This is a genomic window from Pseudomonas sp. LSJ-87 (assembly GCF_032971465.1).
GTDB classification, from domain to species: domain Bacteria; phylum Pseudomonadota; class Gammaproteobacteria; order Pseudomonadales; family Pseudomonadaceae; genus Aquipseudomonas; species Aquipseudomonas putida_Z.
On the sequence record NZ_JAWJYQ010000021.1, the window covers coordinates 81,475 to 101,145 of the forward strand.

The 19,671-nt window shown below is 63.7% G+C and carries 18 protein-coding genes; 10 read left to right on the forward strand and 8 right to left on the reverse strand.

Annotated features, from left to right (window positions below):
- The first annotated feature begins 6 nt into the window (after window positions 1–6).
- The gene (gene betT, locus RYH74_RS13685) at window positions 7–1,968 is read left to right on the forward strand and encodes a choline transporter BetT (RefSeq protein ID WP_170929293.1); all 1,962 of its coding nucleotides are present in this window, start codon (window positions 7–9) and stop codon (window positions 1,966–1,968) included.
- 125 nt (window positions 1,969–2,093) lie between these two features.
- Here betT and tauD read toward each other — a convergent pair whose 3' ends face one another.
- From tauD to tauA, 4 genes are read right to left on the reverse strand one after another with little or no spacing between them, the layout of a single operon-like run.
- On the reverse strand, window positions 2,094–2,927 hold the full coding sequence (gene tauD / locus RYH74_RS13690; protein WP_075046922.1) for a taurine dioxygenase: 834 nt from the start codon (window positions 2,925–2,927) through the stop codon (window positions 2,094–2,096).
- A 48-nt stretch (window positions 2,928–2,975) separates the two neighbouring features.
- Window positions 2,976–3,815: a taurine ABC transporter permease TauC gene (gene tauC / locus RYH74_RS13695; protein ID WP_075044313.1), complete on the reverse strand. Its 840-nt coding sequence runs from the start codon at window positions 3,813–3,815 to the stop codon at window positions 2,976–2,978.
- The gene (gene tauB, locus RYH74_RS13700) at window positions 3,812–4,600 is read right to left on the reverse strand and encodes a taurine ABC transporter ATP-binding subunit (protein WP_075044314.1); all 789 of its coding nucleotides are present in this window, start codon (window positions 4,598–4,600) and stop codon (window positions 3,812–3,814) included. The genes tauC and tauB overlap by 4 nt, the downstream gene beginning before the upstream one ends.
- 28 nt (window positions 4,601–4,628) lie before the next feature.
- Window positions 4,629–5,600 (reverse strand): taurine ABC transporter substrate-binding protein, encoded by a 972-nt coding sequence (gene tauA / locus RYH74_RS13705; protein WP_075044315.1) that lies wholly within the window; start codon window positions 5,598–5,600, stop codon window positions 4,629–4,631.
- 622 nt (window positions 5,601–6,222) lie between these two features.
- Here tauA and RYH74_RS13710 point away from each other — a divergent pair.
- From RYH74_RS13710 to RYH74_RS13745, 8 genes are all read left to right on the forward strand, one after another.
- Window positions 6,223–7,560 carry an OprD family porin gene (locus tag RYH74_RS13710; RefSeq protein WP_075044316.1) on the forward strand — a complete coding sequence of 446 codons (1,338 nt, stop codon included), beginning with the start codon at window positions 6,223–6,225 and terminating at the stop codon, window positions 7,558–7,560.
- Between the two features lie 168 nt (window positions 7,561–7,728).
- On the forward strand, window positions 7,729–8,367 hold the full coding sequence (locus tag RYH74_RS13715; RefSeq protein WP_013970445.1) for a peroxiredoxin: 639 nt from the start codon (window positions 7,729–7,731) through the stop codon (window positions 8,365–8,367).
- A 291-nt stretch (window positions 8,368–8,658) separates the two neighbouring features.
- Window positions 8,659–9,252: an NADPH-dependent FMN reductase gene (gene ssuE, locus RYH74_RS13720; protein WP_317409563.1), complete on the forward strand. Its 594-nt coding sequence runs from the start codon at window positions 8,659–8,661 to the stop codon at window positions 9,250–9,252.
- Between the two features lie 84 nt (window positions 9,253–9,336).
- Complete coding sequence (locus tag RYH74_RS13725; RefSeq protein WP_085591829.1) at window positions 9,337–10,302, forward strand: sulfonate ABC transporter substrate-binding protein; 966 nt, start codon at window positions 9,337–9,339, stop codon at window positions 10,300–10,302.
- 59 nt (window positions 10,303–10,361) lie between these two features.
- Entirely contained in the window at window positions 10,362–11,510 is a 1,149-nt protein-coding gene (ssuD, locus tag RYH74_RS13730; RefSeq protein ID WP_317409564.1) for an FMNH2-dependent alkanesulfonate monooxygenase, read from the forward strand.
- 10 nt (window positions 11,511–11,520) lie between these two features.
- The gene (gene ssuC / locus RYH74_RS13735; protein WP_039614250.1) at window positions 11,521–12,318 is read left to right on the forward strand and encodes an aliphatic sulfonate ABC transporter permease SsuC; all 798 of its coding nucleotides are present in this window, start codon (window positions 11,521–11,523) and stop codon (window positions 12,316–12,318) included.
- The gene (gene ssuB, locus RYH74_RS13740; RefSeq protein ID WP_013970450.1) at window positions 12,315–13,127 is read left to right on the forward strand and encodes an aliphatic sulfonates ABC transporter ATP-binding protein; all 813 of its coding nucleotides are present in this window, start codon (window positions 12,315–12,317) and stop codon (window positions 13,125–13,127) included. The genes ssuC and ssuB overlap by 4 nt, the downstream gene beginning before the upstream one ends.
- A gap of 40 nt (window positions 13,128–13,167) precedes the next feature.
- Window positions 13,168–13,383 carry a molybdopterin-binding protein gene (locus tag RYH74_RS13745; RefSeq protein ID WP_003255829.1) on the forward strand — a complete coding sequence of 72 codons (216 nt, stop codon included), beginning with the start codon at window positions 13,168–13,170 and terminating at the stop codon, window positions 13,381–13,383.
- Window positions 13,384–13,510: 127 nt separating this feature from the next.
- Here RYH74_RS13745 and RYH74_RS13750 read toward each other — a convergent pair whose 3' ends face one another.
- The 4 genes from RYH74_RS13750 to RYH74_RS13765 form a co-directional block, all read right to left on the reverse strand.
- The gene (locus RYH74_RS13750) at window positions 13,511–14,137 is read right to left on the reverse strand and encodes a TetR/AcrR family transcriptional regulator (RefSeq protein WP_075044318.1); all 627 of its coding nucleotides are present in this window, start codon (window positions 14,135–14,137) and stop codon (window positions 13,511–13,513) included.
- Window positions 14,137–15,714: a glutamate--cysteine ligase gene (gene gshA, locus RYH74_RS13755; RefSeq protein ID WP_286919857.1), complete on the reverse strand. Its 1,578-nt coding sequence runs from the start codon at window positions 15,712–15,714 to the stop codon at window positions 14,137–14,139. The genes RYH74_RS13750 and gshA overlap by 1 nt, the downstream gene beginning before the upstream one ends.
- Before the next feature lie 287 nt (window positions 15,715–16,001).
- Complete coding sequence (locus tag RYH74_RS13760; protein ID WP_003257433.1) at window positions 16,002–16,385, reverse strand: PaaI family thioesterase; 384 nt, start codon at window positions 16,383–16,385, stop codon at window positions 16,002–16,004.
- On the reverse strand, window positions 16,385–18,709 hold the full coding sequence (locus RYH74_RS13765; protein WP_025337330.1) for a Tex family protein: 2,325 nt from the start codon (window positions 18,707–18,709) through the stop codon (window positions 16,385–16,387). The genes RYH74_RS13760 and RYH74_RS13765 overlap by 1 nt, the downstream gene beginning before the upstream one ends.
- Window positions 18,710–18,926: 217 nt before the next feature.
- On the opposite strand from RYH74_RS13765, the gene ompR reads away from it, so the two are divergent.
- The gene (ompR, locus tag RYH74_RS13770; protein ID WP_012270052.1) at window positions 18,927–19,667 is read left to right on the forward strand and encodes a two-component system response regulator OmpR; all 741 of its coding nucleotides are present in this window, start codon (window positions 18,927–18,929) and stop codon (window positions 19,665–19,667) included.
- Window positions 19,668–19,671: the final 4 nt, after the last annotated feature.

Genomic DNA, 19,671 nt, shown 5'->3' on the forward strand with positions numbered 1-19,671 from the left:
ATCCGCATGAACCCCCCGGTGTTCTATTTCGCGGCAAGTTTCATCCTCATCTTCGGCCTGGTGGTCATTTCCTATCCGCAAGCAGCAGGCGACTGGTTGCTGGCGGCGCAGAACTGGGCGGCCAACACGGTCGGTTGGTACTACATGCTGGCGATGACGCTGTACCTGGTCTTCGTGGTGGTCACCGCCTTGTCCGGCTACGGCAAGATCAAGCTCGGTGCCGACCACGACGAGCCCGAGTTCAGTTACCTGTCGTGGGCCGGCATGCTGTTTGCCGCCGGCATCAGCATCACCTTGTTCTTCTTCTGCGTGTCCGAACCCCTGACCCACATGCTGCAGCCGCCCCAGGGCGAAGCGGGCACGGCCGAGGCCGGGCGCCAGGCGATGCAGATCCTGTTCCTGCACTGGGGCCTGCATGGCTGGGGCGTGTTCGCCTTCGTCGGCATGGCCCTGGCCTACTTCGCCTACCGGCACAACCTGCCACTGGCCTTGCGTTCGGCGCTGTACCCGCTGATCGGCAAGCGCATCAACGGGCCGATCGGTTATGCGGTGGACGGCTTCGGCATCATCGCCACGGTGTTCGGCCTGGGCGCCGACATGGGTTTTGGCGTGCTGCACCTGAACGCCGGCCTCGACTACCTGTTCGGCATCGACCACAGCCAGTGGGTGCAGGTGCTGCTCATCACCCTGATGATGGGCGCGGCGGTGGCCGTGGCCGTCGCCGGGGTGGAGAAGGGCGTGCGGGTGATGAGCGACATCAACCTGTTCCTGGCCTGCGCGCTGTTGCTGTTCGTGTTGTTCGCCGGGCCTACCCAGCACCTCTTCAACACGCTGATCCAGAACCTCGGCGATTACCTGGGTGCCTTGCCGCGCAAGAGCTTCGACGTTTATGCCTACGGCGAGAACCGCGACTGGCTGGGCGGCTGGACGGTGTTCTACTGGGCCTGGTGGATTGCCTGGGCGCCGTTCGTGGGCCTGTTCATCGCCCGCATCTCTCGTGGCCGCACCATACGCGAGTTCGTCTTTGGTGTGCTGTTGATTCCGCTGGGCTTCACCCTGGCGTGGATGTCGATCTTCGGCAACAGCGCCCTGGACCAGGTCATCAACCACGGCATGACCGCGCTGGGCCAGTCGGCGCTGGATAACCCGTCGATGAGCCTGTACCTGCTGCTGGAGACCTACCCCTGGAGCAAGACGGTGATCGCCATGACGGTGTTCATCAGTTTCGTGTTCTTCGTCACCTCGGCCGACTCGGGCACCGTGGTGCTGTCGACCTTGTCGGCCAAGGGTGGTGATGCCGACGAGGATGGGCCGAACTGGCTGCGCATCTTCTGGGGCGCGATGACGGCGCTGATCACCAGTGCGCTGTTGTTCGCCGGCAGCATCGATTCGTTGAAGTCGGCGGTGGTGCTGACCTCGCTGCCGTTCTCGCTGATCCTGTTGTGCATGATGTGGGGGCTGCACAAGGCGTTCTACCTGGAGTCGCAACGGCAGATCGCGCAGATGCATTCGCTGGCCCCGTTCGCCCAGTCACGCCGCGGCCGTGGCGGCTGGCGCCAGCGCCTGAGCCAGGCGGTGCACTTCCCGTCGCGTGATGAGGTGTACCGCTTCATGGACGACGTGGTGCGCCCGGCAATTGCCGATGTGCGTGAAGTGTTCGAGCAGAAGGGCCTGGTACTGATTACCCAGGACGACCCGAGCCACGACAACGTCAGCTTGAAGATTGGCCATGGCGAGGAACAGCCGTTCATTTACCAGGTGCAGATGCGTGGCTACTTCACGCCATCGTTCGCCCTGGGTGGGCTGGGTACGCAAGAGTTGAAGAACCGCCGTTACTACCGGGCGGAGGTGCACCTGAGCGAAGGCAGCCAGAACTATGACCTGGTGGGCTACAGCAAGGAGCAGATCATCAACGACATCCTCGACCAGTACGAACGGCACATGCAGTACCTGCATCTGGTCAGGTAATAACCTGTACCGGCCTCTTCGCGGGTAAACCCGCTCCCACAGATATAACACTGGCTCAATACCGGTGCGGTACCTGTGGGAGCGGGTTTACCCGCGAAGAGGCCGGCACTGCTGATGCATCTCTATCAGAAGGGCGCATCCCCGAGGATGGTCGCCCGATGCATCACCCGCCGGTTCGGCCGGTAGTCATCCACGGCAAAATGCTGGGTCACGCGGTTGTCCCAGAAAGCCACGTCATTCTCCTGCCACCGCCAGCGAATGCTGAACTCCGGCCGCGTCGCATGGGCAAACAGCAGCTTCAACAGTGCCTCGCTTTCCAGTTCGCTCAGCTCATTGATGCGCGTGGTGAACCCCTCATTGACGAACAACGCCTTGCGCCCGCTCACCGGATGCGTGCGCACCACCGGGTGCGACAGCGGCGGGTTGTTGCGCCGGGTTGCTTCCCAGCGCGCCAGGTCTTCCGGCGTGGTACCAAAGCGCTCCAGCGGGAACGACTTGGTGAAGTCATGGGTGGCGGTCAGCCCGTCGAGCAGCTCGCGCAGCGGCGCCGACAAGGCTTCGAAGGCCGCGATGCCGCTGGCCCACAGGGTGTCGCCGCCGTAGGCCGGCAACTGCTTGGCGCTGAGCACCGCGCCCAGGGCCGGGGTCGGCAAGAAGGTCACGTCGGTGTGCCACACGGCGTTGTCGCGCACATCGGTAACTGCCGTATCGAGGATCAGCACCTGCGGGGTTTCCGGCACATTGGGGTAGATCGGGTGGATGTGCAGGTCGCCGAAGCGGGCGGCAAAACGTGCCTGCTGCTGCGGGTTGATCGGCTGGTCGCGGAAGAACAGCACCTGGTGTTGCAGCAGCGCCTGCTCGATGGCGTCACGTTCTTCGACGGTGATATCGCGGCTGATGTCCACGCCGCTGATCTGGGCGCCAAGCGCCGGGCTGAGGGGGGTGATGGTCAGGCTCATGTCGGTCTCTTCAATCAGGCGCCAGGCTGCTGGCGTGGTCAACAGGATTCAGTGGCTCTGCCCGTGCCAAGGCACCAGTTTGCGTTGCAGGGCACGCAGGCTCATTTCCAGGGCGAAGGCGATCAGCGCGATCAGCAGGATCCCCAGCACCACCACATCGGTAACCAGGAACTGCGCCGCCGACTGCACCATGAAGCCCAGGCCACTGGTGGCGGCGATCAGCTCGGCGGCCACCAGGGTCGACCAGCCGACCCCCAGGCCAATGCGGATGCCGGTGAGGATGTCGGGCAGGGCGCTGGGCAGGATCACGTGGCGGATCAGCTGGGCTTTGGTCGCGCCGAGCGACTGCGCGGCACGCAGCTTGGCCGGGTCGACCGTGCGCACGCCGGTGGCGGTGGCAATGGCGATGGGGGCGAAGATTGCCAGGTAGATCAGCAGCACCTTGGACAGCTCGCCGATGCCGCACCAGATGACGATCAGCGGCAGGTAGGCCAGCGGTGGGATCGGCCGGTAGAACTCGATCAGCGGGTCGAGAATGCCGCGGGCCACGCGGTTGTAGCCGATGGCGATACCCACCGGGATGGCGGTGAGGGTGGCGGCAAGCAGGGCCACGCCGATGCGCCCCAGGCTGGCACCCAGGTGCTGCCACAGGCTGGCATCCATGTAGCCTTGGGTCAGCAGGGTCCCGGCCTTGGCCAGGATGTCGGCGGGCGAGGGCAGGAACAGCGGCTCGATCCAGCCGGCCGCGGTCACCAGCCACCAGGCCAACAGCAGGCTGGCCAGGGTCAGGGTGCTGATCCAGCGGGTGGGCAGGGGGCGGCGCAGCTTGGTGGCTGGCCGGGGTTGGGTGTTGCGTTTGCCGGCGACCGGCAGGTCCAGGCTGCTCATGCGCGCTCCTGCAGGCTTTGACGTTGGGAGAACACCCGCGCCAGTACGTGCTCGCGGGTTTCGATGAAGGCCGGGTCGGACTTGATCGCCCGCGCCGGTTCACCGGCTGCGTAGCGTTGGCCGAAGTCCAGTTGCAGGCGCTCCACCACGCGCCCCGGGTTGGGCGCCAGCAGCACCAGCTCGCTGGCGAGGAACACTGCTTCTTCGATGTCGTGGGTAATCAGGAACACCGGCTTGGCGGTGCGTTGCCATACCTGCAGCAACAACTCCTGCATCTGTTCGCGGGTGAAGGCATCCAGTGCGCCGAACGGCTCGTCCATCAGCAACACCCGTGGGTCGGCTGCCAACGCCCGGGCCAGGCCCACGCGCTGCTTCTGGCCACCGGACAATTGCCAGATACGCCGCTCGCCAAAGCCGTCGAGGTCGACCAGTGCCAGCATTTCGCGGGCCTTGGCTTCACGCTCGGCGCGTGGCACGCCGGCCAGTTCCAGGCCGAATGCGACGTTGCCCAGCACGTTCTGCCAGGGCAGCAGCGCATCGTCCTGGAACACTACGCCGCGCTCGGCGCCGGGGCCCTGGACGGGCACGCCGTCCAGGGTGATGCGCCCGCCGCTGGGGGCGACGAAGCCGGCGATCAGGTTGAGCAGCGAGGTCTTGCCGCTGCCGGAAGGCCCCAGGGCCACCAGCAGTTGGCGTGGCCCCAGGCTCAGGTTGATGTCGGCCAGTACCGGGGTTTCGGCACCGGGGTACTGTGCGCTGATGCGCTCCAGTTCGAGCAAGGCCATGGCAGGCTCCGGTCGGTTTTCTACAGGCTTAGTTGGGGAGGTACTGGGCGCTGACGTACGGCGAGTAGTCCGGCAGCACCGCGTCGACCTTGCCTTGCTGCTTGAGGAAGGTGGCCGTGTCGGTCAGCGCCTGGGTGGTCGGTGCGCCCAGTGCATTGGCCTGGTCGGCGGCCAGCGGGTAGACGTTGCCCTGCAGCAGCACCGGGATGTCAGCAGGCTTGGCGCCAGACAGTTTGGCCAGTTTGCTCACGTTGTCGGGGTTGGCCAGCCAGGCTTGCGGGTTCTTGCGGTAGTCGGCGTAGGCGTCGAGGGTGACCTTGGCAAAGGCCTTGACCACGTCGGGGTGCTTGGCGGCAAAGTCCTTGCGCACGATCCATGCGTCGAAGGTCGGTGCGCCTTTCTCGGCCAGCTCGCCGGAGGTGATCAGCACCTTGCCGTTTTCCTTGGCCACGCCCAGGGCCGGGTCCCAGACGTAGGTGGCGTCGATGTCGCCGCGCTTCCAGGCGGCAATGATCGCCGGCGGCGCCAGGTTGAGGATCTGCACCTTGGACGGGTCGATGTTCCAGCTCTTCAGCGCGGCCAGCAGGCTGTAGTGGCCGGTGGAGACGAACGGCACGGCGACTTTCTTGCCGACCAGGTCTTGTGGCGTCTTGATGCTGTCGCGGGCGACCAGTGCTTCACCGGCGCCAATCTGGGTGGCGATCAGGAAGGTCTCGACCGGCAGCTTGCGGGTGGCTGCGGCGGCCAGCGGGCTGGAGCCCAGGTAGCCGATCTGTACATCGCCGCTGGCTACGGCGGTGATCACGTCGGCACCGTTGTCGAATTTGCGCCAGTCGATGCTGGCCTTGCTGGCTTTTTCGTAGTTGCCATCGACCTGCGCCACCTTGGCCGGGTCGACGGTGGTCTGGTAGGCCACGGTCAGGTCGGCAGCCTGGGCCAACCAGCTGGCGCTGGCGAGGGTCAGGGCGGCGAACAGGCGCAGCGGAGCGTGCGGGATCATGGTGAACCTCTCGTCAGGCAATCGATGTGATGGATGGCGAGAAGGCTAAATGATCTAAGAAAAGTAAAATAAATAACTTTTTTGCATTAGCTTAGGAGCCAATTGCTTTAACCACGCTGTCTTTACGCGATCCCCTGTGGGAGCGGGCGTGCCCGCGAAGCAAGCGAGGCCGTGGATGGCACCGGCGTAGCCGGTGTTCGCGGGCATGCCCGCTCCCACATCGAGCGCACGAAGGCCGCAACATAGGTAATCCTGGGCAATGGCGAAATCGCAGACGGCTGCTAGGCTTTTTCGTCCCAATAGAACGATACGGAATTAGGTTATGAGCAAACGTTTGCAAATAACCAAAGGTTATGAAAAGCGATCTGCTGCTAACGAATCGCAGTAACAGTTCCTAACATATTCCTTAAAAATCTTACCAATTCATAAAACGGTCATTTTGGATTTATAGGATTGTCATTATCCTGTAGCGCAGGTGGCGTCTTAGACCAAAGTCGCGAAACGTTTAGAAACGATTGACTAAACGGTCACGCTTTGGGACTAAATCGCCAATCCACGGTGAGCGGGGCAGCAGATCCCACCGCCAGAGATACACAAGAATTAGAACGTAGAGGAGCAAAACATGTACAAGTCCAGCCTGGCCCTGGCCGTGGCACTGGGGGTTCTCGCCCAACAAGCAGGCGCTGCCGGTTTCGTTGAAGACAGCAAACTGTCGCTCAGCTCGCGCACCATGTACTTCAACAACGACAATCGTGAAGCTCACGGAGATGTTCGTCCGGATCAGCGTGAATCCGGCCAGGGCTTCAAGCTCGACTACATCTCGGGCTTCACTGAAGGTACCGTTGGCTTTGGTGTTGATGCCCAAGCGCTATGGGGTATTCACCTGGATGGTGGCCAGGGTTACCACAAGGGTGGTTTCTTCCCGGATGACGGCAAGGGTTCTGCAGCCCAGTGGGCCCGTTTTGGTGCCAACGCCAAGGCTCGCTTCTCGAAGACCGAAGCGCATTTCGGTAGCGCGCTCGCGCCAAACCTGCCGATCCTGGTCTCCAACGATGGCCGTCTGCTGCCGCAAACCTTCGAGGGTGGCACCATCACCTCGAAGGAAATCGACAACCTGACCATCAACGCCGGTCAGCTGACCCATGCCATGGGGCGTGCCTCGAGCAACCGTACCGGTCTGTCCGTTGCGGGCGCTACCGCTGAAAGCAACAAGTTCCGCTACGGCGGCCTGGACTACAAACTCACTCCAGACCTGACCCTGCAGTACTACTACTCGAATCTGGAAGACTTCTACAAGCAGCACTTCCTGGGTGCTACCCATGTCTTCAAGATCGCTGACGACCAGTCGTTCAAGACCGATCTGCGCTACTTCGATAGCAGCGCCGACGGCAAGAACAAGAAAGGTGGCCCAGGCGAGTACAACTTCAATAACAACGGCGGTTACGAGAAGACCGACGGCAAGATCGACAACAAGACCTGGTCCGCCATGTTCACCTACACCCTGGGTGGCCATGCGCTGATGCTCGGTCACCAGCAGGTCGGTGACGACGGCGGCTTCGTATGGCTCAACCAGGGCAGCCTGGTCAACGACAGCGGCACCTCGGAAGGCGCTGGTGGTTCCAGCTTCTACCTGTTCACCGACAGCATGATCAACCAGTTCGCTCGCGCCGGTGAGAACACCACCTTCGGTCAGTACTCCTATGACTTCGCGTCCCTGGGCGTTCCAGGCCTGAAGGCTTCGGTGGCCTACCTGCGTGGTGACGATATCCGCAACAAGTCGGGCGACGGCAGCTACAACGAATGGGAACGTGACGCGCGCGTCGACTACACCATTCAGCAGGGTACCCTCAAAGGCTTGGGCTTCAGCCTGCGTCAGGGTGTCTACCGTGGTAGCGGCGAAAGCAGCGCTGACCAGGATCAGACTCGCTTCATCGTGAACTACACTTACGCCTTCATGTAAGTTCGTGGTGTAACCAAAAGAGCCTCGCCTAGTGCGAGGCTTTTTTGTGTCTGCGATTTCGTATGCCTTATGGTTATAAACAAATCAGTATTTATTCTTTTTGTTTTTAATCGAATGCAGGCACATTGAACCCACACGGTACAGAACCCAGCACAGGAGCCGCAGCCCATGAGCCTAAAACTCGGCGATATCGCCCCCGATTTCGAACAGGATTCCAGCGAAGGCAAGATCCGCTTCCACGAGTGGCTGGGCAACAGCTGGGGGGTATTGTTCTCCCACCCTGCCGACTTCACCCCGGTGTGCACCACCGAACTGGGCCTTACCGCCAAGCTTAAGGACGATTTCGCCAAACGCGGGGTCAAGGCCATCGCCCTGTCGGTGGACCCGGTCGATTCGCACCACCGCTGGATCGATGACATCAACGAAACCCAGAATACCGTGGTCAACTTCCCGATCATTGCCGACGCCGACCGCAAGGTGTCCGACCTGTACGACCTGATCCACCCGAACGCCAGCGACACCCTGACCGTGCGCTCGCTGTTCGTCATCGACCCGAACAAGAAGGTGCGCCTGACCATCACCTACCCGGCCAGTACCGGGCGCAACTTCAACGAAATCTTGCGGGTGATCGACTCGCTGCAGCTGACCGACAACCACAAGGTCGCCACGCCAGGTAACTGGCAGGACGGTGACGACGTGGTGATCGTGCCCTCGCTGAAGGACGAGGAAGAGATCAAGCAGCGCTTCCCCAAAGGTTACCGGGCGGTCAAACCCTATCTGCGGCTGACCCCGCAGCCCAATCGTTAAAGGATTCCTCGTTGCATTGCTCTTAGCCAAAGCAGGGATATTCGGGCCGTTTCGACGGCCCTTTTTTTTTGCCTGCTGAAACTGCGTGGGCTTCTTCGCGGGTAAACCCGCTCCCACAGGGATAGCGCAAGTCTCAGTCCTTGTGCGGTCCCTGTGGGAGCGGGTTTACCCGCGAAAGGGCCAAAACAGGAGATAGATAAAAAATGGAATAAACAAATGAAAAAATATGATTTCTAGATATATGCGGCGACTGTTAATGTCACCTCCAACAGAACACAAGGAAGCGCTGCAATGCTGGTCGTCTCAATCGGTGGTAGCCCCAGTACCCGTTCACGCTCCGGCGTGCTGCTGGAGCGTTCTCGCCAGTGGCTGCAGGACCGTGGCGTCGAGGTAGTGACATTCCAGGTACGTGACTTTCCCGCCGAAGACCTGCTGCACGCCCGATTCGACAGCCCGCAGGTGCAGCATTTCCAGCAGCTGGTGGCCCAGGCCGATGGCCTGATCGTCGCCACGCCGGTGTACAAGGCCTCGTTCGCCGGTGCCCTGAAAACCTTGCTCGACCTGCTGCCCGAACGCGCCCTGGCACACAAGATCGTGTTGCCGATCGCCACCGGCGGCAGCATCGCCCACATGCTGGCGGTGGATTACGCACTGAAACCCGTGCTGTCGGCACTCAAGGCGCTAGAGACCCTGCAAGGGATCTTCGCCGACGACAGCCAGGTCGCCTACGCAGAAGGCTCCAGGCCCGCGCAGCTGGTAGCGGCGCTGGAAGAACGCCTGCAGGACGCGCTGGAAACCTTCCACGTTGCACTGGCCCGTCGGCCGCGCCCCGTGGCCCCCGGCGTATTGAACGAACGCCTGATCAGTGCTCGCTGGAGCATCTGACCGGCCCAACCCGCTTTACCACCTTACTCGCCCGACAACGAGGCAAGCAGGTGCAACCCGAACCCACTCGCACAGGAGAGCGCCATGCGCACAGTCTTCTTGCGTCGCGGTCTGGTCGCCCTGTTTGCGGCGGCTGTGTCCTTCGGCGCCATCACCCAAGCCCAGGCCGAGAGCCTGCGTATCGGTTACCAGAAATACGGCACCCTGGTGCTGCTCAAGGCCAAGGGCACGCTGGAAAAGCGCCTGGCCGAGCAGGGCGTGCAGGTGCAATGGACCGAGTTCCCCGGCGGCCCGCAGCTGCTTGAGGGGCTGAACGTCGGCTCCATCGATTTTGGCGTCACCGGTGAAACCCCGCCGGTGTTCGCCCAGGCCGCCGGTGCCGACCTGCTGTACGTCGCCTACGAGCCGCCAGCGCCGCACAGCGAGGCGATCCTGGTGCCGAAGGGCTCGCCGATCCAGTCGGTCAAAGACCTCAAGGGCAAGAAAGTCGCTCTCAACAAAGGCTCCAACGTTCACTACCTGCTGGTTCGCGCCCTGGAAGACGCAGGCCTGAAATACAGCGACATCCAGCCGGTGTACTTGCCCCCGGCCGACGCCCGCGCCGCCTTCGAGCGCGGCAGCGTGGACGCCTGGGTGATCTGGGACCCGTACCAGGCTGCCGCCGAGAAACAGCTGCAGGCTCATACCCTGCGTGACGGCAAGGGCCTGGTCGACAACCATCAGTTCTACCTGGCCACCCGCAATTACGCGACCCAGCACCCGGCGGTGATCAACACACTGATCGAAGAAGTGCGTGCCGTGGGTGAATGGTCCCAGGCCAACCCGCAGGAAGTGACCGACCAGGTCGCGCCGCTGCTCGGCCTGCCTGCCGACATCACCCTGACCTCGGTCAAGCGCCAAGGCTACGGGGCCGCGCCGCTCACCCCGGAAGTGGTGGCCGCGCAACAGAAGATCGCCGACACGTTCCAGGCACTGAAGCTGATTCCCAAGCCGCTGAGCATCAAGGACGTGATCTGGACACCCCCGGCCAAGGTCGCCAGTGCGCCTTGATTGATTTGCCTGCGCCGGGGCGCCGCCCTGGCTGAGCCCCCCTTGAGGAGACAACTCCAATGAGCCTTAACATCTTCTGGTTCCTTCCTACCCACGGTGACGGCAAGTACCTGGGCACCTCCGATGGCGCGCGCGCCGTCGACCATGGCTACCTGCAGCAGATCGCCCAGGCGGCCGACCGGCTCGGCTTTGGTGGCGTGCTGATCCCTACCGGGCGCTCCTGCGAGGACTCCTGGCTGGTCGCGGCATCGCTGATCCCGGTGACCCAGCGCCTGAAGTTCCTGGTTGCCCTGCGCCCAGGGATCATTTCGCCGACCGTGGCGGCACGCCAGGCAGCAACCCTTGATCGCCTGTCCAACGGCCGCGCGCTGTTCAACCTGGTGACCGGTGGCGACCCGGACGAGTTGGCCGGTGACGGCCTGCACCTGAACCATCAGGAACGTTATGAAGCCTCTGTAGAGTTCACCCGTATCTGGCGCAAGGTGCTGGAAGGCGAGGTGGTCGACTACGACGGCAAGCACATCCAGGTGAAGGGCGCCAAGCTGCTCTACCCGCCGATCCAGCAACCACGCCCGCCACTGTATTTCGGCGGTTCCTCGGAAGCTGCGCAGGACCTGGCCGCCGAGCAGGTCGAGCTGTACCTGACCTGGGGCGAGCCGCCGAGTGCGGTCGCTGAAAAAATTGCCCAGGTGCGTGAGAAAGCCGCCGCCCAGGGCCGCGAAGTGCGCTTCGGTATCCGCCTGCACGTGATCGTGCGGGAAACCAACGAAGAAGCCTGGACCGCTGCCGACAAGCTGATCTCGCACCTGGACGACGACACCATCGCTCGCGCCCAGGCCTCGCTGGCGCGCTTCGACTCGGTCGGCCAGCAACGCATGGCCGCCCTGCACAACGGCAACCGTGACAAGCTGGAAGTCAGCCCCAACCTATGGGCCGGTGTCGGCCTGGTGCGTGGTGGTGCCGGTACCGCGTTGGTGGGGGATGGCCCGACCGTCGCGGCGCGGGTCAAGGAATATGCCGAGCTGGGCATCGATACCTTCATCTTCTCCGGCTACCCGCACCTGGAAGAGTCGTACCGGGTGGCCGAGTTGCTGTTCCCGCACCTGGATGTGCAACGCCCGGAGCAAGCCAAGACCGGTGGTTATGTGAGCCCGTTTGGCGAAATGGTGGCCAACGACATCCTGCCCAAGTCCGTTGCGCAGAGCTGAGGGCCAGGCCATGAGTCGTGCAACTTCCAACAACCTTGGCCAGCGCCTGGCGCCATGGGCGCTGCCGGTACTGCTGCTGGCTGCCTGGCAGCTGGCGGTCAGCGCCGGCTGGCTGTCGACGCGTATCCTGCCGGCGCCCAGCGCCGTGGTCAGCGCCGGCGTCGAGCTGGTGCGCAGCGGCGAGATCTGGACCCACCTGGCCATCAGTGGCTGGCGTGCCGGGCTGGGCTTCGTCATCGGTGGCAGCATCGGCCTGGTGCTGGGCTTCATCACCGGCCTGTCGAACTGGGGCGAACGCCTGCTCGACAGCTCGGTGCAGATGATCCGCAACGTGCCGCACCTGGCGCTGATCCCGCTGGTGATCCTGTGGTTCGGTATCGACGAGTCGGCAAAGATCTTCCTGGTCGCGCTGGGCACGCTGTTCCCGATCTACCTGAACACCTATCACGGCATCCGCAACGTCGACCCGGCGCTGGTGGAGATGGCGCGCAGCTATGGCTTGTCCGGCTTCAGCCTGTTCCGCCAGGTGATCCTCCCCGGGGCATTGCCTTCGATCCTGGTGGGCGTGCGCTTTGCCCTGGGCTTCATGTGGCTGACCCTGATCGTTGCCGAAACCATTTCGGCCAATGCCGGCATCGGTTATCTGGCGATGAACGCCCGTGAATTCCTGCAGACCGACGTGGTGGTGCTGGCCATCGTCCTGTATGCCGTGCTCGGCAAGCTTGCCGACCTCGCCGCCCGCGGCCTGGAGCGTGTGTGGCTGCGCTGGCACCCGGCCTATCAAGTGGCTAAGAAGGAGGGCGCATGACCGTACTCAAGGAACAGCCGCCACGCCTGCTGCGTGGCATCCCGCTGGCTTCCAGCGGCCTGCGCAAGACCTTTGGCCAGCGCGAGGTACTGAAGGGTATCGAGCTGCATATTCCTGCCGGCCAGTTCGTCGCCATCGTCGGCCGTAGTGGCTGCGGCAAGAGCACCTTGCTGCGCCTGCTGGCCGGTCTCGACCAGCCCACTGCAGGCCAGTTGCTGGCCGGTGCCGCGCCGTTGGAGCAGGCCCGCGAAGAAACCCGCCTGATGTTCCAGGACGCGCGCCTGCTGCCATGGAAGAAGGTGATCGACAACGTTGGCCTGGGCCTGTCTGGCGACTGGCGCCCGCGTGCGCTGGAAGCGTTGGAGTCGGTTGGCCTGGCCGACCGCGCCAATGAATGGCCGGCGGCTTTGTCGGGCGGCCAGAAGCAGCGTGTGGCCCTGGCCCGGGCGCTGATTCACCAGCCGCGCCTGCTGCTGCTGGACGAGCCGCTCGGTGCGCTGGATGCATTGACCCGTATCGAGATGCAGCAACTGATCGAACGCCTGTGGCGTCAGCACGGCTTCACCGTGTTGCTGGTTACCCACGATGTCAGCGAGGCAGTCGCCGTGGCTGACCGGGTGATCCTGATCGAGGACGGCGAGGTCGGGCTCGACCTCACTGTCGACCTGGCACGGCCTCGGGCGCGTGGTTCGCACCGTCTGGCCGCGCTGGAAAGCGAAGTGCTCAACCGTGTTCTGTCGGCCCCGGGCGCTGCGCCCGAGCCGGATCCTGTAGCCCCTTTGCCCACGCAACTGCGTTGGGCGCACTGACTCACTTACCAGACTGAAGCCATAGAGAAGGAATCAAATCATGACCATCAAAGCCATCAACGTTCGCAACCAGTTCAAAGGCACCGTGAAGGAAATCCTGGAAGGCCCGGTACTGTCGGAAATCGACGTGCAGACCGCCTCGGGCATCGTCACTTCGGTCATCACCACCCGCTCCGTGCGTGAGCTGGAGCTGCAGGTGGGCAGTGAAGTGATTGCCTTCGTGAAGTCGACTGAAGTGTCCATCGCCAAGCTGTGATGGGTGTGGGCCATGGGGCTGCTTTGCAGCCCAATCGCCGGCAAGCCAGCTCCCACAGGTGCCCACAAGCTTCAGGCGTTGTGCTGTACCTGTGGGAGCTGGCTTGCCGGCGATGAGGCCATCAAATTTAACGCTTGGCCAGAAATGGCGGCAGATACAACCCCAGATACGCCTCGAACACTCGCTTGCCTTCCTCGGCCATGCGCGGGGTAATCGCCTCATGCAGCTGCACCGACCGCGCATACACCCGGTCGCTCAATTCCATGGCCAGGGCAAACACGTCCACATCCGCCGGCATCACTGGCAGATGAAAGTGCTGGTCGAACAACTTGTGCATCAAGTCGCCCAGTTCCATGTCGTGCTGCCGGTCGGCCTGCACCACTTCGCTCAGGCCATGCTGGGCCAGGATCAGTTGCCGCGCCGCGGCGTCCTCGTTGTAGATATCCAGCATGCGCTGCTCGATCAGCCGTGACAGTTCGTGCCAGGTGTTGAACGCACTGCTGTCGATCGGCGCGCTCAGCGCTTCACGAAAGGCCCGGTGTACATCGGCCGTCAACGCCTCCAGCAGCGCCGGCACGCTGGCGAAGAAGTGGTACACCGACGACGGTGGAATCTGCGCGCGCTCGGCCACGCTGTAGATCGACAGGCTCGCCACCCCCAGCTCGGCCAGCAACTCGCGTGCAGCCGCCAGGATCGCCTCGATCCTGGCCTGGCTGCTGGCGCGCGGCTTGCGCGGGGTGGCAGTGCGGGTCATCAGTTGCTGATCGCCAGGATGCTGGCCTGGTAGGCGCCGACGAACAGGTCGAAGTCGCCGACTTCCTGCTGTTCCAGGCGCGACTGCTCGGCCAGCGAGTCGCGGGCGAGGGTTTCGAAGGCCTGCTGGCGCTCGACCGGCAGTGGCTGTTCGCGGAAGGTTTCGGCGTGGATGCGGCTCTGGCGCAGGGAGAACTTGACGAAGCTTTCGTCATGCTCGGTCATGCGCGCCAGTACCTGGGCCGACGGGGTCAGCGAGGCGTCGTCGACCTTGGCCTGCTGGGCATCCAGGGCCTTGCCGTGTTCTGCGCCATCTTGCGCCTGGTCGAGCAGCTCGGCCAGTGGCCGAATACGCTCGATCAGTTCGCTGGCCCAGGCCTTCAGGCCGATTGGCTGGCCATTGCGGTGCAGTTCCAGGCCCGGGCGCCGGCCTTCCTTGACCACGGTCAGGAAGTTGTTGGTGCACTGGCCGCATTCGCCGTTGTCCAGCTGCGGGCTGTCTTCCAGCGCGCAGAACAGCAGGAACGCGTCGAGGAAGCGCGCCTCGGTCAGGTCGATGCCCACCGGCAGGAACGGGTTGATGTCCAGGCAACGCACTTCCACGTACTGCACGCCGCGCGAGGTCAGGGCCTGGATCGGCCGCTCGCCGGTGTAGGTGACGCGCTTGGGGCGAATGTTCGAGTAGTACTCGTTTTCGATCTGCAGGATGTTGGTGTTCAGCTGTACCCACTCGCCATCCACGTGCGTGCCGACTTCGACGTAAGGCGGGTAGGGCGTGCCCACCGCCTTGCGCAGGCTGTCGGTGTAGCTGGCCAGGTTGTTGTAGCACGGCGTGAGGCCGGCCTGGGCGTTGCTCTGGTAACCCAGGTCGCTCATGCGCAGGCTGGTGGCGTAGGGCAGGTACAGGGTTTCGGCGTCCAGCTCTTCGAGCTGGTGCGGGCGGCCACGCAGGAAGCCTTTGTCCAGGGCCGGCGAGGCGCCGAACAGGTACATCAGCAGCCAGCTGTAGCGGCGGAAATTGCGGATCAGCGCGATATAGGCCGACGACTGGTAGTCGCGGTCGCTCTCACTGCCGCCTTCTGCGGCGCGCAGCAACGGCCACAGCGCTTCGGGCAGCGAGAAGTTGTAATGGATACCGGCGATGCACTGCATGGTGCGGCCGTAGCGCAGGGCCAGGCCCTTGCGGTAGACGTGCTTGAGCTTGCCGATGTTCGAGCTGCCGTACTCGGCGATCGGGATGTCCTCCTCGGCCGGCAGCGTGCAGGGCATCGACGGGCTCCACAGGTATTCGTCGCCCAGCTTGCTGTAGACGAAACGGTGGGTCTCTTCGAGGCTTTCCAGCACCTTGGCCGGGTCGGGCAGGGCCGGGGTGATGAACTCCAGCAGCGACTCGGAATAATCGGTGGTGATCTGCTCGTTGGTCAGCGCCGATCCCAGGGCTTGCGGATGCGGGGTCTGGGCCAGGCGACCTTCGTCGGTCACGCGCAGGCATTCGCGCTCAATACCGTGCAGGCACTGCTTGAGCAGGGGGAGATTGGCGCCGAGCAGGCTCAGGCGGCGGTTGAGGAGGTCGCTCAAGATGTATTCCTTCACGCGTCAGTCGCCCCAATATGGGGGTAGAAAAGACGGTCTACAAGGGTAGTGGGAAAAGGAACTGGCGTTGTCGCCTGGTTTACGCGGTTCCGGCATTGCGCAGCGCCGACTTCGGGGGCCGCTTCGCAGCCCATCGCCGGCAAGCCGGGCTCCCACAGGTAAACCACGATATTCAGGCTTGTGGATTACCTGTGGGAGCCCTGCTTGCCGGCGATGGGGCGCGAAGCGGCCCCCGGCTGTTGCCGAAAATACCGCAGATACCGCTTGGTGAGCTAGAGAACCGCGAAGGTTCCTTGCGCTTTCGCCACCAGCTTGTCGCCCTGAACTACGTCGGCGTCGACCACCAGGGTGCGCCGCCCGGCGTGCAGCACACGGGCGGTGCACAGCACCTCGCCGTCACTGACGGCGCGCATGTAGTTGATCTTGCACTCGATGGTGACGCTTTGCTGGTCGAAGCCATGGCTGGCCGAGCAGGCCAGGCCCATGGCAATGTCCACCAGGCTGAAGATCGCCCCGCCGTGCAGCTTCTGGCCACGGTTGCGCAAGTGTGGCTCGAGCGCCAGGGCTACCTCGGCAACACCTGTTTCCAGGCGTTGCAGGCGGCAGCCGAGGAGCTGGCTGAAGGCGCTTTCGACGTATTCGCGTGGAACGTCCATCACTTCTTCTTCAGCTGCTTGGCGTTGGCGAACAGGGCGGCCATGGCGTTGTTGGCCGGTGCCGCAGTGGCGGTTTCGCGCTGGCGCGGCGCCTGCTGCTGGCGGTTGCCGCCATTGCCACGGTTACCACCGCGGTTGCCGTCTACCTTCTCGCCCGGGGTGTCGCTCATGCGCATGGACAGGCCGACGCGTTTGCGCGGGATGTCCACTTCCATGACCTTGACCTTGACCACGTCGCCGGCCTTGACCGCTTCACGTGGGTCCTTGATGAACTTCTCCGACAGCGCCGAGATGTGCACCAGGCCGTCCTGGTGCACGCCGATGTCGACGAAGGCACCGAAGTTGGTGACGTTGGTCACCACGCCTTCGAGGATCATGCCCGGTTCCAGGTCCTTGAGGTCCTCGACGCCGTCCTGGAAGGTGGCGGTCTTGAACTCGGGGCGTGGGTCGCGGCCTGGCTTGTCCAGTTCCTGCAGGATGTCGGTGACGGTCGGCAGGCCGAAGGTTTCATCGGTGAATTTCTTCGGGTCCAGGCGCTTGAGGAAGCTGCTGTCACCGATCAGCGAGCGGATGTCGCGGTCGGTGTCGGCGGCAATGCGCTGCACCAGCGGGTAGGCCTCGGGGTGAACCGCGGAGGCGTCCAGCGGGTTGTCGCCGTTCATCACGCGCAGGAAGCCGGCGGCCTGTTCGAAGGTTTTCTCACCCAGGCGGCTGACCTTTTTCAGCGCAGCACGAGTGGCGAACGGGCCGTTGGCATCGCGATGGGCGACGATGTTCTGCGCCAGGGTGGCGTTGAGGCCGGAGATGCGCGTCAGCAGCGCCACCGAGGCGGTGTTGACGTCCACGCCCACGGCGTTCACGCAGTCCTCGACCACGGCGTCCAGGCCGCGCGCCAGTTTCAGCTGGGACACGTCGTGCTGGTACTGGCCGACACCGATGGATTTCGGGTCGATCTTCACCAGCTCGGCCAGCGGGTCCTGCAGGCGGCGGGCAATCGACACGGCGCCACGGATCGACACGTCCAGGTCCGGGAATTCGCGGGCGGCCAGTTCCGATGCGGAATACACCGAAGCGCCGGCCTCGGAGACCATGATCTTGGTGATCTTCAGCGCCGGGTACTTCTTGACCAGCTCCGCCACCAGCTTGTCGCTTTCGCGGCTGGCGGTGCCGTTGCCGATGGCAATCAGCTCCACCGAGTGCTTGGCGCACAGTGCAGCCATGATCGAAATGGTGCGGTCCCAGTCGTTCTTCGGTGCGTGCGGGTAGACCGTGGTGTGGTCCAGCAGCTTGCCGGTGGCATCGACCACGGCGATCTTGCAGCCGGTGCGCAGGCCCGGGTCGAAGCCCAAGGTGGCACGCGGGCCGGCCGGGGCGGCCAGCAGCAGGTCGTGCAGGTTGTGGGCGAACACATTGATCGCCTCGCCTTCGGCGTTGTCGCGCAGCTCGCCGAACAGGTCGGTTTCCAGGTGGGTGTAGAGCTTGACCTTCCAGGTCCAGCGCACCACTTCGCCCAGCCACTTGTCGGCCGGGCGGTTGCGGTTCTCGATGCCGACGTGGTTGCCGATCATCAGTTCGCACGGGTGCAGGGTGCCGGGCAGTTCTTCGCCGACTTTCAGCGAGGCGCTCAGCACGCCTTCGTTACGCCCGCGGAAAATTGCCAGGGCGCGGTGCGACGGAGCGTTGCGCAGCAGTTCGTCATGGGCGAAGTAGTCGCGGAACTTGGCGCCTTCTTCTTCCTTGCCAGGCACGACGCGGGCGCTGAGCACCGACTCCTGCTTGAGGAAGCTGCGCAGCTTGTCGAGCAGGGCGGCGTCTTCGGCGAAGCGCTCCATGAGGATGTACTTGGCGCCTTCCAGCGCGGCCTTGACGTCGGCCACGCCCTTGTCGGCGTTGACGAAGCGTGCGGCTTCGCTTTCCGGGGCGAGGTCTGGGTTGTTGAACAGGCCGTCGGCCAGCTCGCCGAGGCCGGCTTCCAGGGCGATCTGGCCCTTGGTGCGGCGCTTCTGCTTGTACGGCAGGTACAGGTCTTCGAGGCGGGTCTTGGTATCGGCCAGCTTGATCTCGCGGGCCAGTTCCGGGGTCAGCTTGCCCTGCTCCTCGATGCTGGCGAGGATGCTGGCGCGGCGCTCGTCGAGTTCGCGCAGATAGCGCAGGCGCTCTTCCAGATGGCGCAGCTGGGTGTCGTCCAGGCTACCGGTCACTTCCTTGCGGTAGCGGGCGATGAAGGGCACGGTCGAGCCTTCGTCCAACAGGCCCACGGCCGCCTCGACCTGCTGGGGGCGTACGCCCAGTTCCTCGGCGATACGGCTGTTGATGCTGTCCATGTAAACCACCTGACATTTGTGAATACGGGGGTCGCCTGTGGGCCTGTCGCCCGGCGGCGCTGGATGAAAGCCGCGCATTATACCCATCGCAAACGGCTTGCGGTGATGGCGCCCGGCCAGCCGGAACTGGCGCCGGGGGAAAAATCTGCTAACAATGCTCACGCAACGTGCAGCAATGGCTACGCCATAATGCGCGGCGATATCAGAGGAGTTATTCATGACCGGCACGCCAAACACCGCTGAAGGTGACAAGATTCTCATCGTCGACGACGACCCGGGGCTGAGCAGCCTGCTGGAACGTTTCTTCACCAGCAAGGGCTACCGTGCCCGTGCGGTGCCCAACACCGAGCAGATGGACCGCCTGCTGCAGCGTGAGGTGTTCAACCTGGTGGTGCTCGACCTGATGCTGCCCGGCGAGGATGGCCTGTCGGCGTGCAAGCGCCTGCGCCAGCAGAACAACCAGATCCCGATCATCATGCTTACCGCCAAGGGCGACGAGCTCAGCCGTATCAAGGGCCTGGAGCTGGGCGCCGACGACTACCTGGGCAAGCCGTTCAACCCGGACGAGCTGATGGCCCGGGTCAAGGCCGTGCTGCGTCGCCAGGCACCGAGCGTGCCGGGTGCGCCTGGAAGCGAAGACGAGTCGGTCACCTTCGGCGACTACGAGCTGTCGCTGGCCACCCGCGAACTCAAGCGTGGCGACGAAGTGCACATGCTCACCACCGGCGAGTTCGCCGTGCTCAAGGCGCTGGTGATGCACGCACGCGAGCCGCTGACCCGCGACAAGCTGATGAACCTGGCGCGTGGCCGCGAATGGGATGCGCTGGAACGCTCCATCGACGTGCAGATTTCGCGTCTGCGCCGCATGATCGAGCCGGACCCGTCCAAGCCGCGTTATATCCAGACCGTGTGGGGCGTGGGCTACGTGTTCGTGCCGGACGGAAACGCCGGTAAATGATGCC

Bases quoted from the DNA above. Each gene is read 5' to 3' on its own strand.
- RYH74_RS13760 (WP_003257433.1), bottom strand. From the start codon at position 16,385: ATGGACGTTCCACGCGAATACGTCGAAAGCGCCTTCAGCCAGCTCCTC.
- tauB (WP_075044314.1), bottom strand. From the start codon at position 4,600: ATGGCCTTGCTCGAACTGGAGCGCATCAGCGCACAGTACCCCGGTGCC.
- ssuE (WP_317409563.1), top strand. From the start codon at position 8,659: ATGCTGGTCGTCTCAATCGGTGGTAGCCCCAGTACCCGTTCACGCTCC.
- ssuD (WP_317409564.1), top strand. From the start codon at position 10,362: ATGAGCCTTAACATCTTCTGGTTCCTTCCTACCCACGGTGACGGCAAG.
- ssuC (WP_039614250.1), top strand. From the start codon at position 11,521: ATGAGTCGTGCAACTTCCAACAACCTTGGCCAGCGCCTGGCGCCATGG.
- tauA (WP_075044315.1), bottom strand. From the start codon at position 5,600: ATGATCCCGCACGCTCCGCTGCGCCTGTTCGCCGCCCTGACCCTCGCC.
- ompR (WP_012270052.1), top strand. From the start codon at position 18,927: ATGACCGGCACGCCAAACACCGCTGAAGGTGACAAGATTCTCATCGTC.
- betT (WP_170929293.1), top strand. From the start codon at position 7: ATGAACCCCCCGGTGTTCTATTTCGCGGCAAGTTTCATCCTCATCTTC.
- ssuB (WP_013970450.1), top strand. From the start codon at position 12,315: ATGACCGTACTCAAGGAACAGCCGCCACGCCTGCTGCGTGGCATCCCG.
- tauC (WP_075044313.1), bottom strand. From the start codon at position 3,815: ATGAGCAGCCTGGACCTGCCGGTCGCCGGCAAACGCAACACCCAACCC.
- RYH74_RS13710 (WP_075044316.1), top strand. From the start codon at position 6,223: ATGTACAAGTCCAGCCTGGCCCTGGCCGTGGCACTGGGGGTTCTCGCC.
- RYH74_RS13715 (WP_013970445.1), top strand. From the start codon at position 7,729: ATGAGCCTAAAACTCGGCGATATCGCCCCCGATTTCGAACAGGATTCC.
- RYH74_RS13750 (WP_075044318.1), bottom strand. From the start codon at position 14,137: ATGACCCGCACTGCCACCCCGCGCAAGCCGCGCGCCAGCAGCCAGGCC.
- RYH74_RS13745 (WP_003255829.1), top strand. From the start codon at position 13,168: ATGACCATCAAAGCCATCAACGTTCGCAACCAGTTCAAAGGCACCGTG.
- RYH74_RS13725 (WP_085591829.1), top strand. From the start codon at position 9,337: ATGCGCACAGTCTTCTTGCGTCGCGGTCTGGTCGCCCTGTTTGCGGCG.
- tauD (WP_075046922.1), bottom strand. From the start codon at position 2,927: ATGAGCCTGACCATCACCCCCCTCAGCCCGGCGCTTGGCGCCCAGATC.
- RYH74_RS13765 (WP_025337330.1), bottom strand. From the start codon at position 18,709: ATGGACAGCATCAACAGCCGTATCGCCGAGGAACTGGGCGTACGCCCC.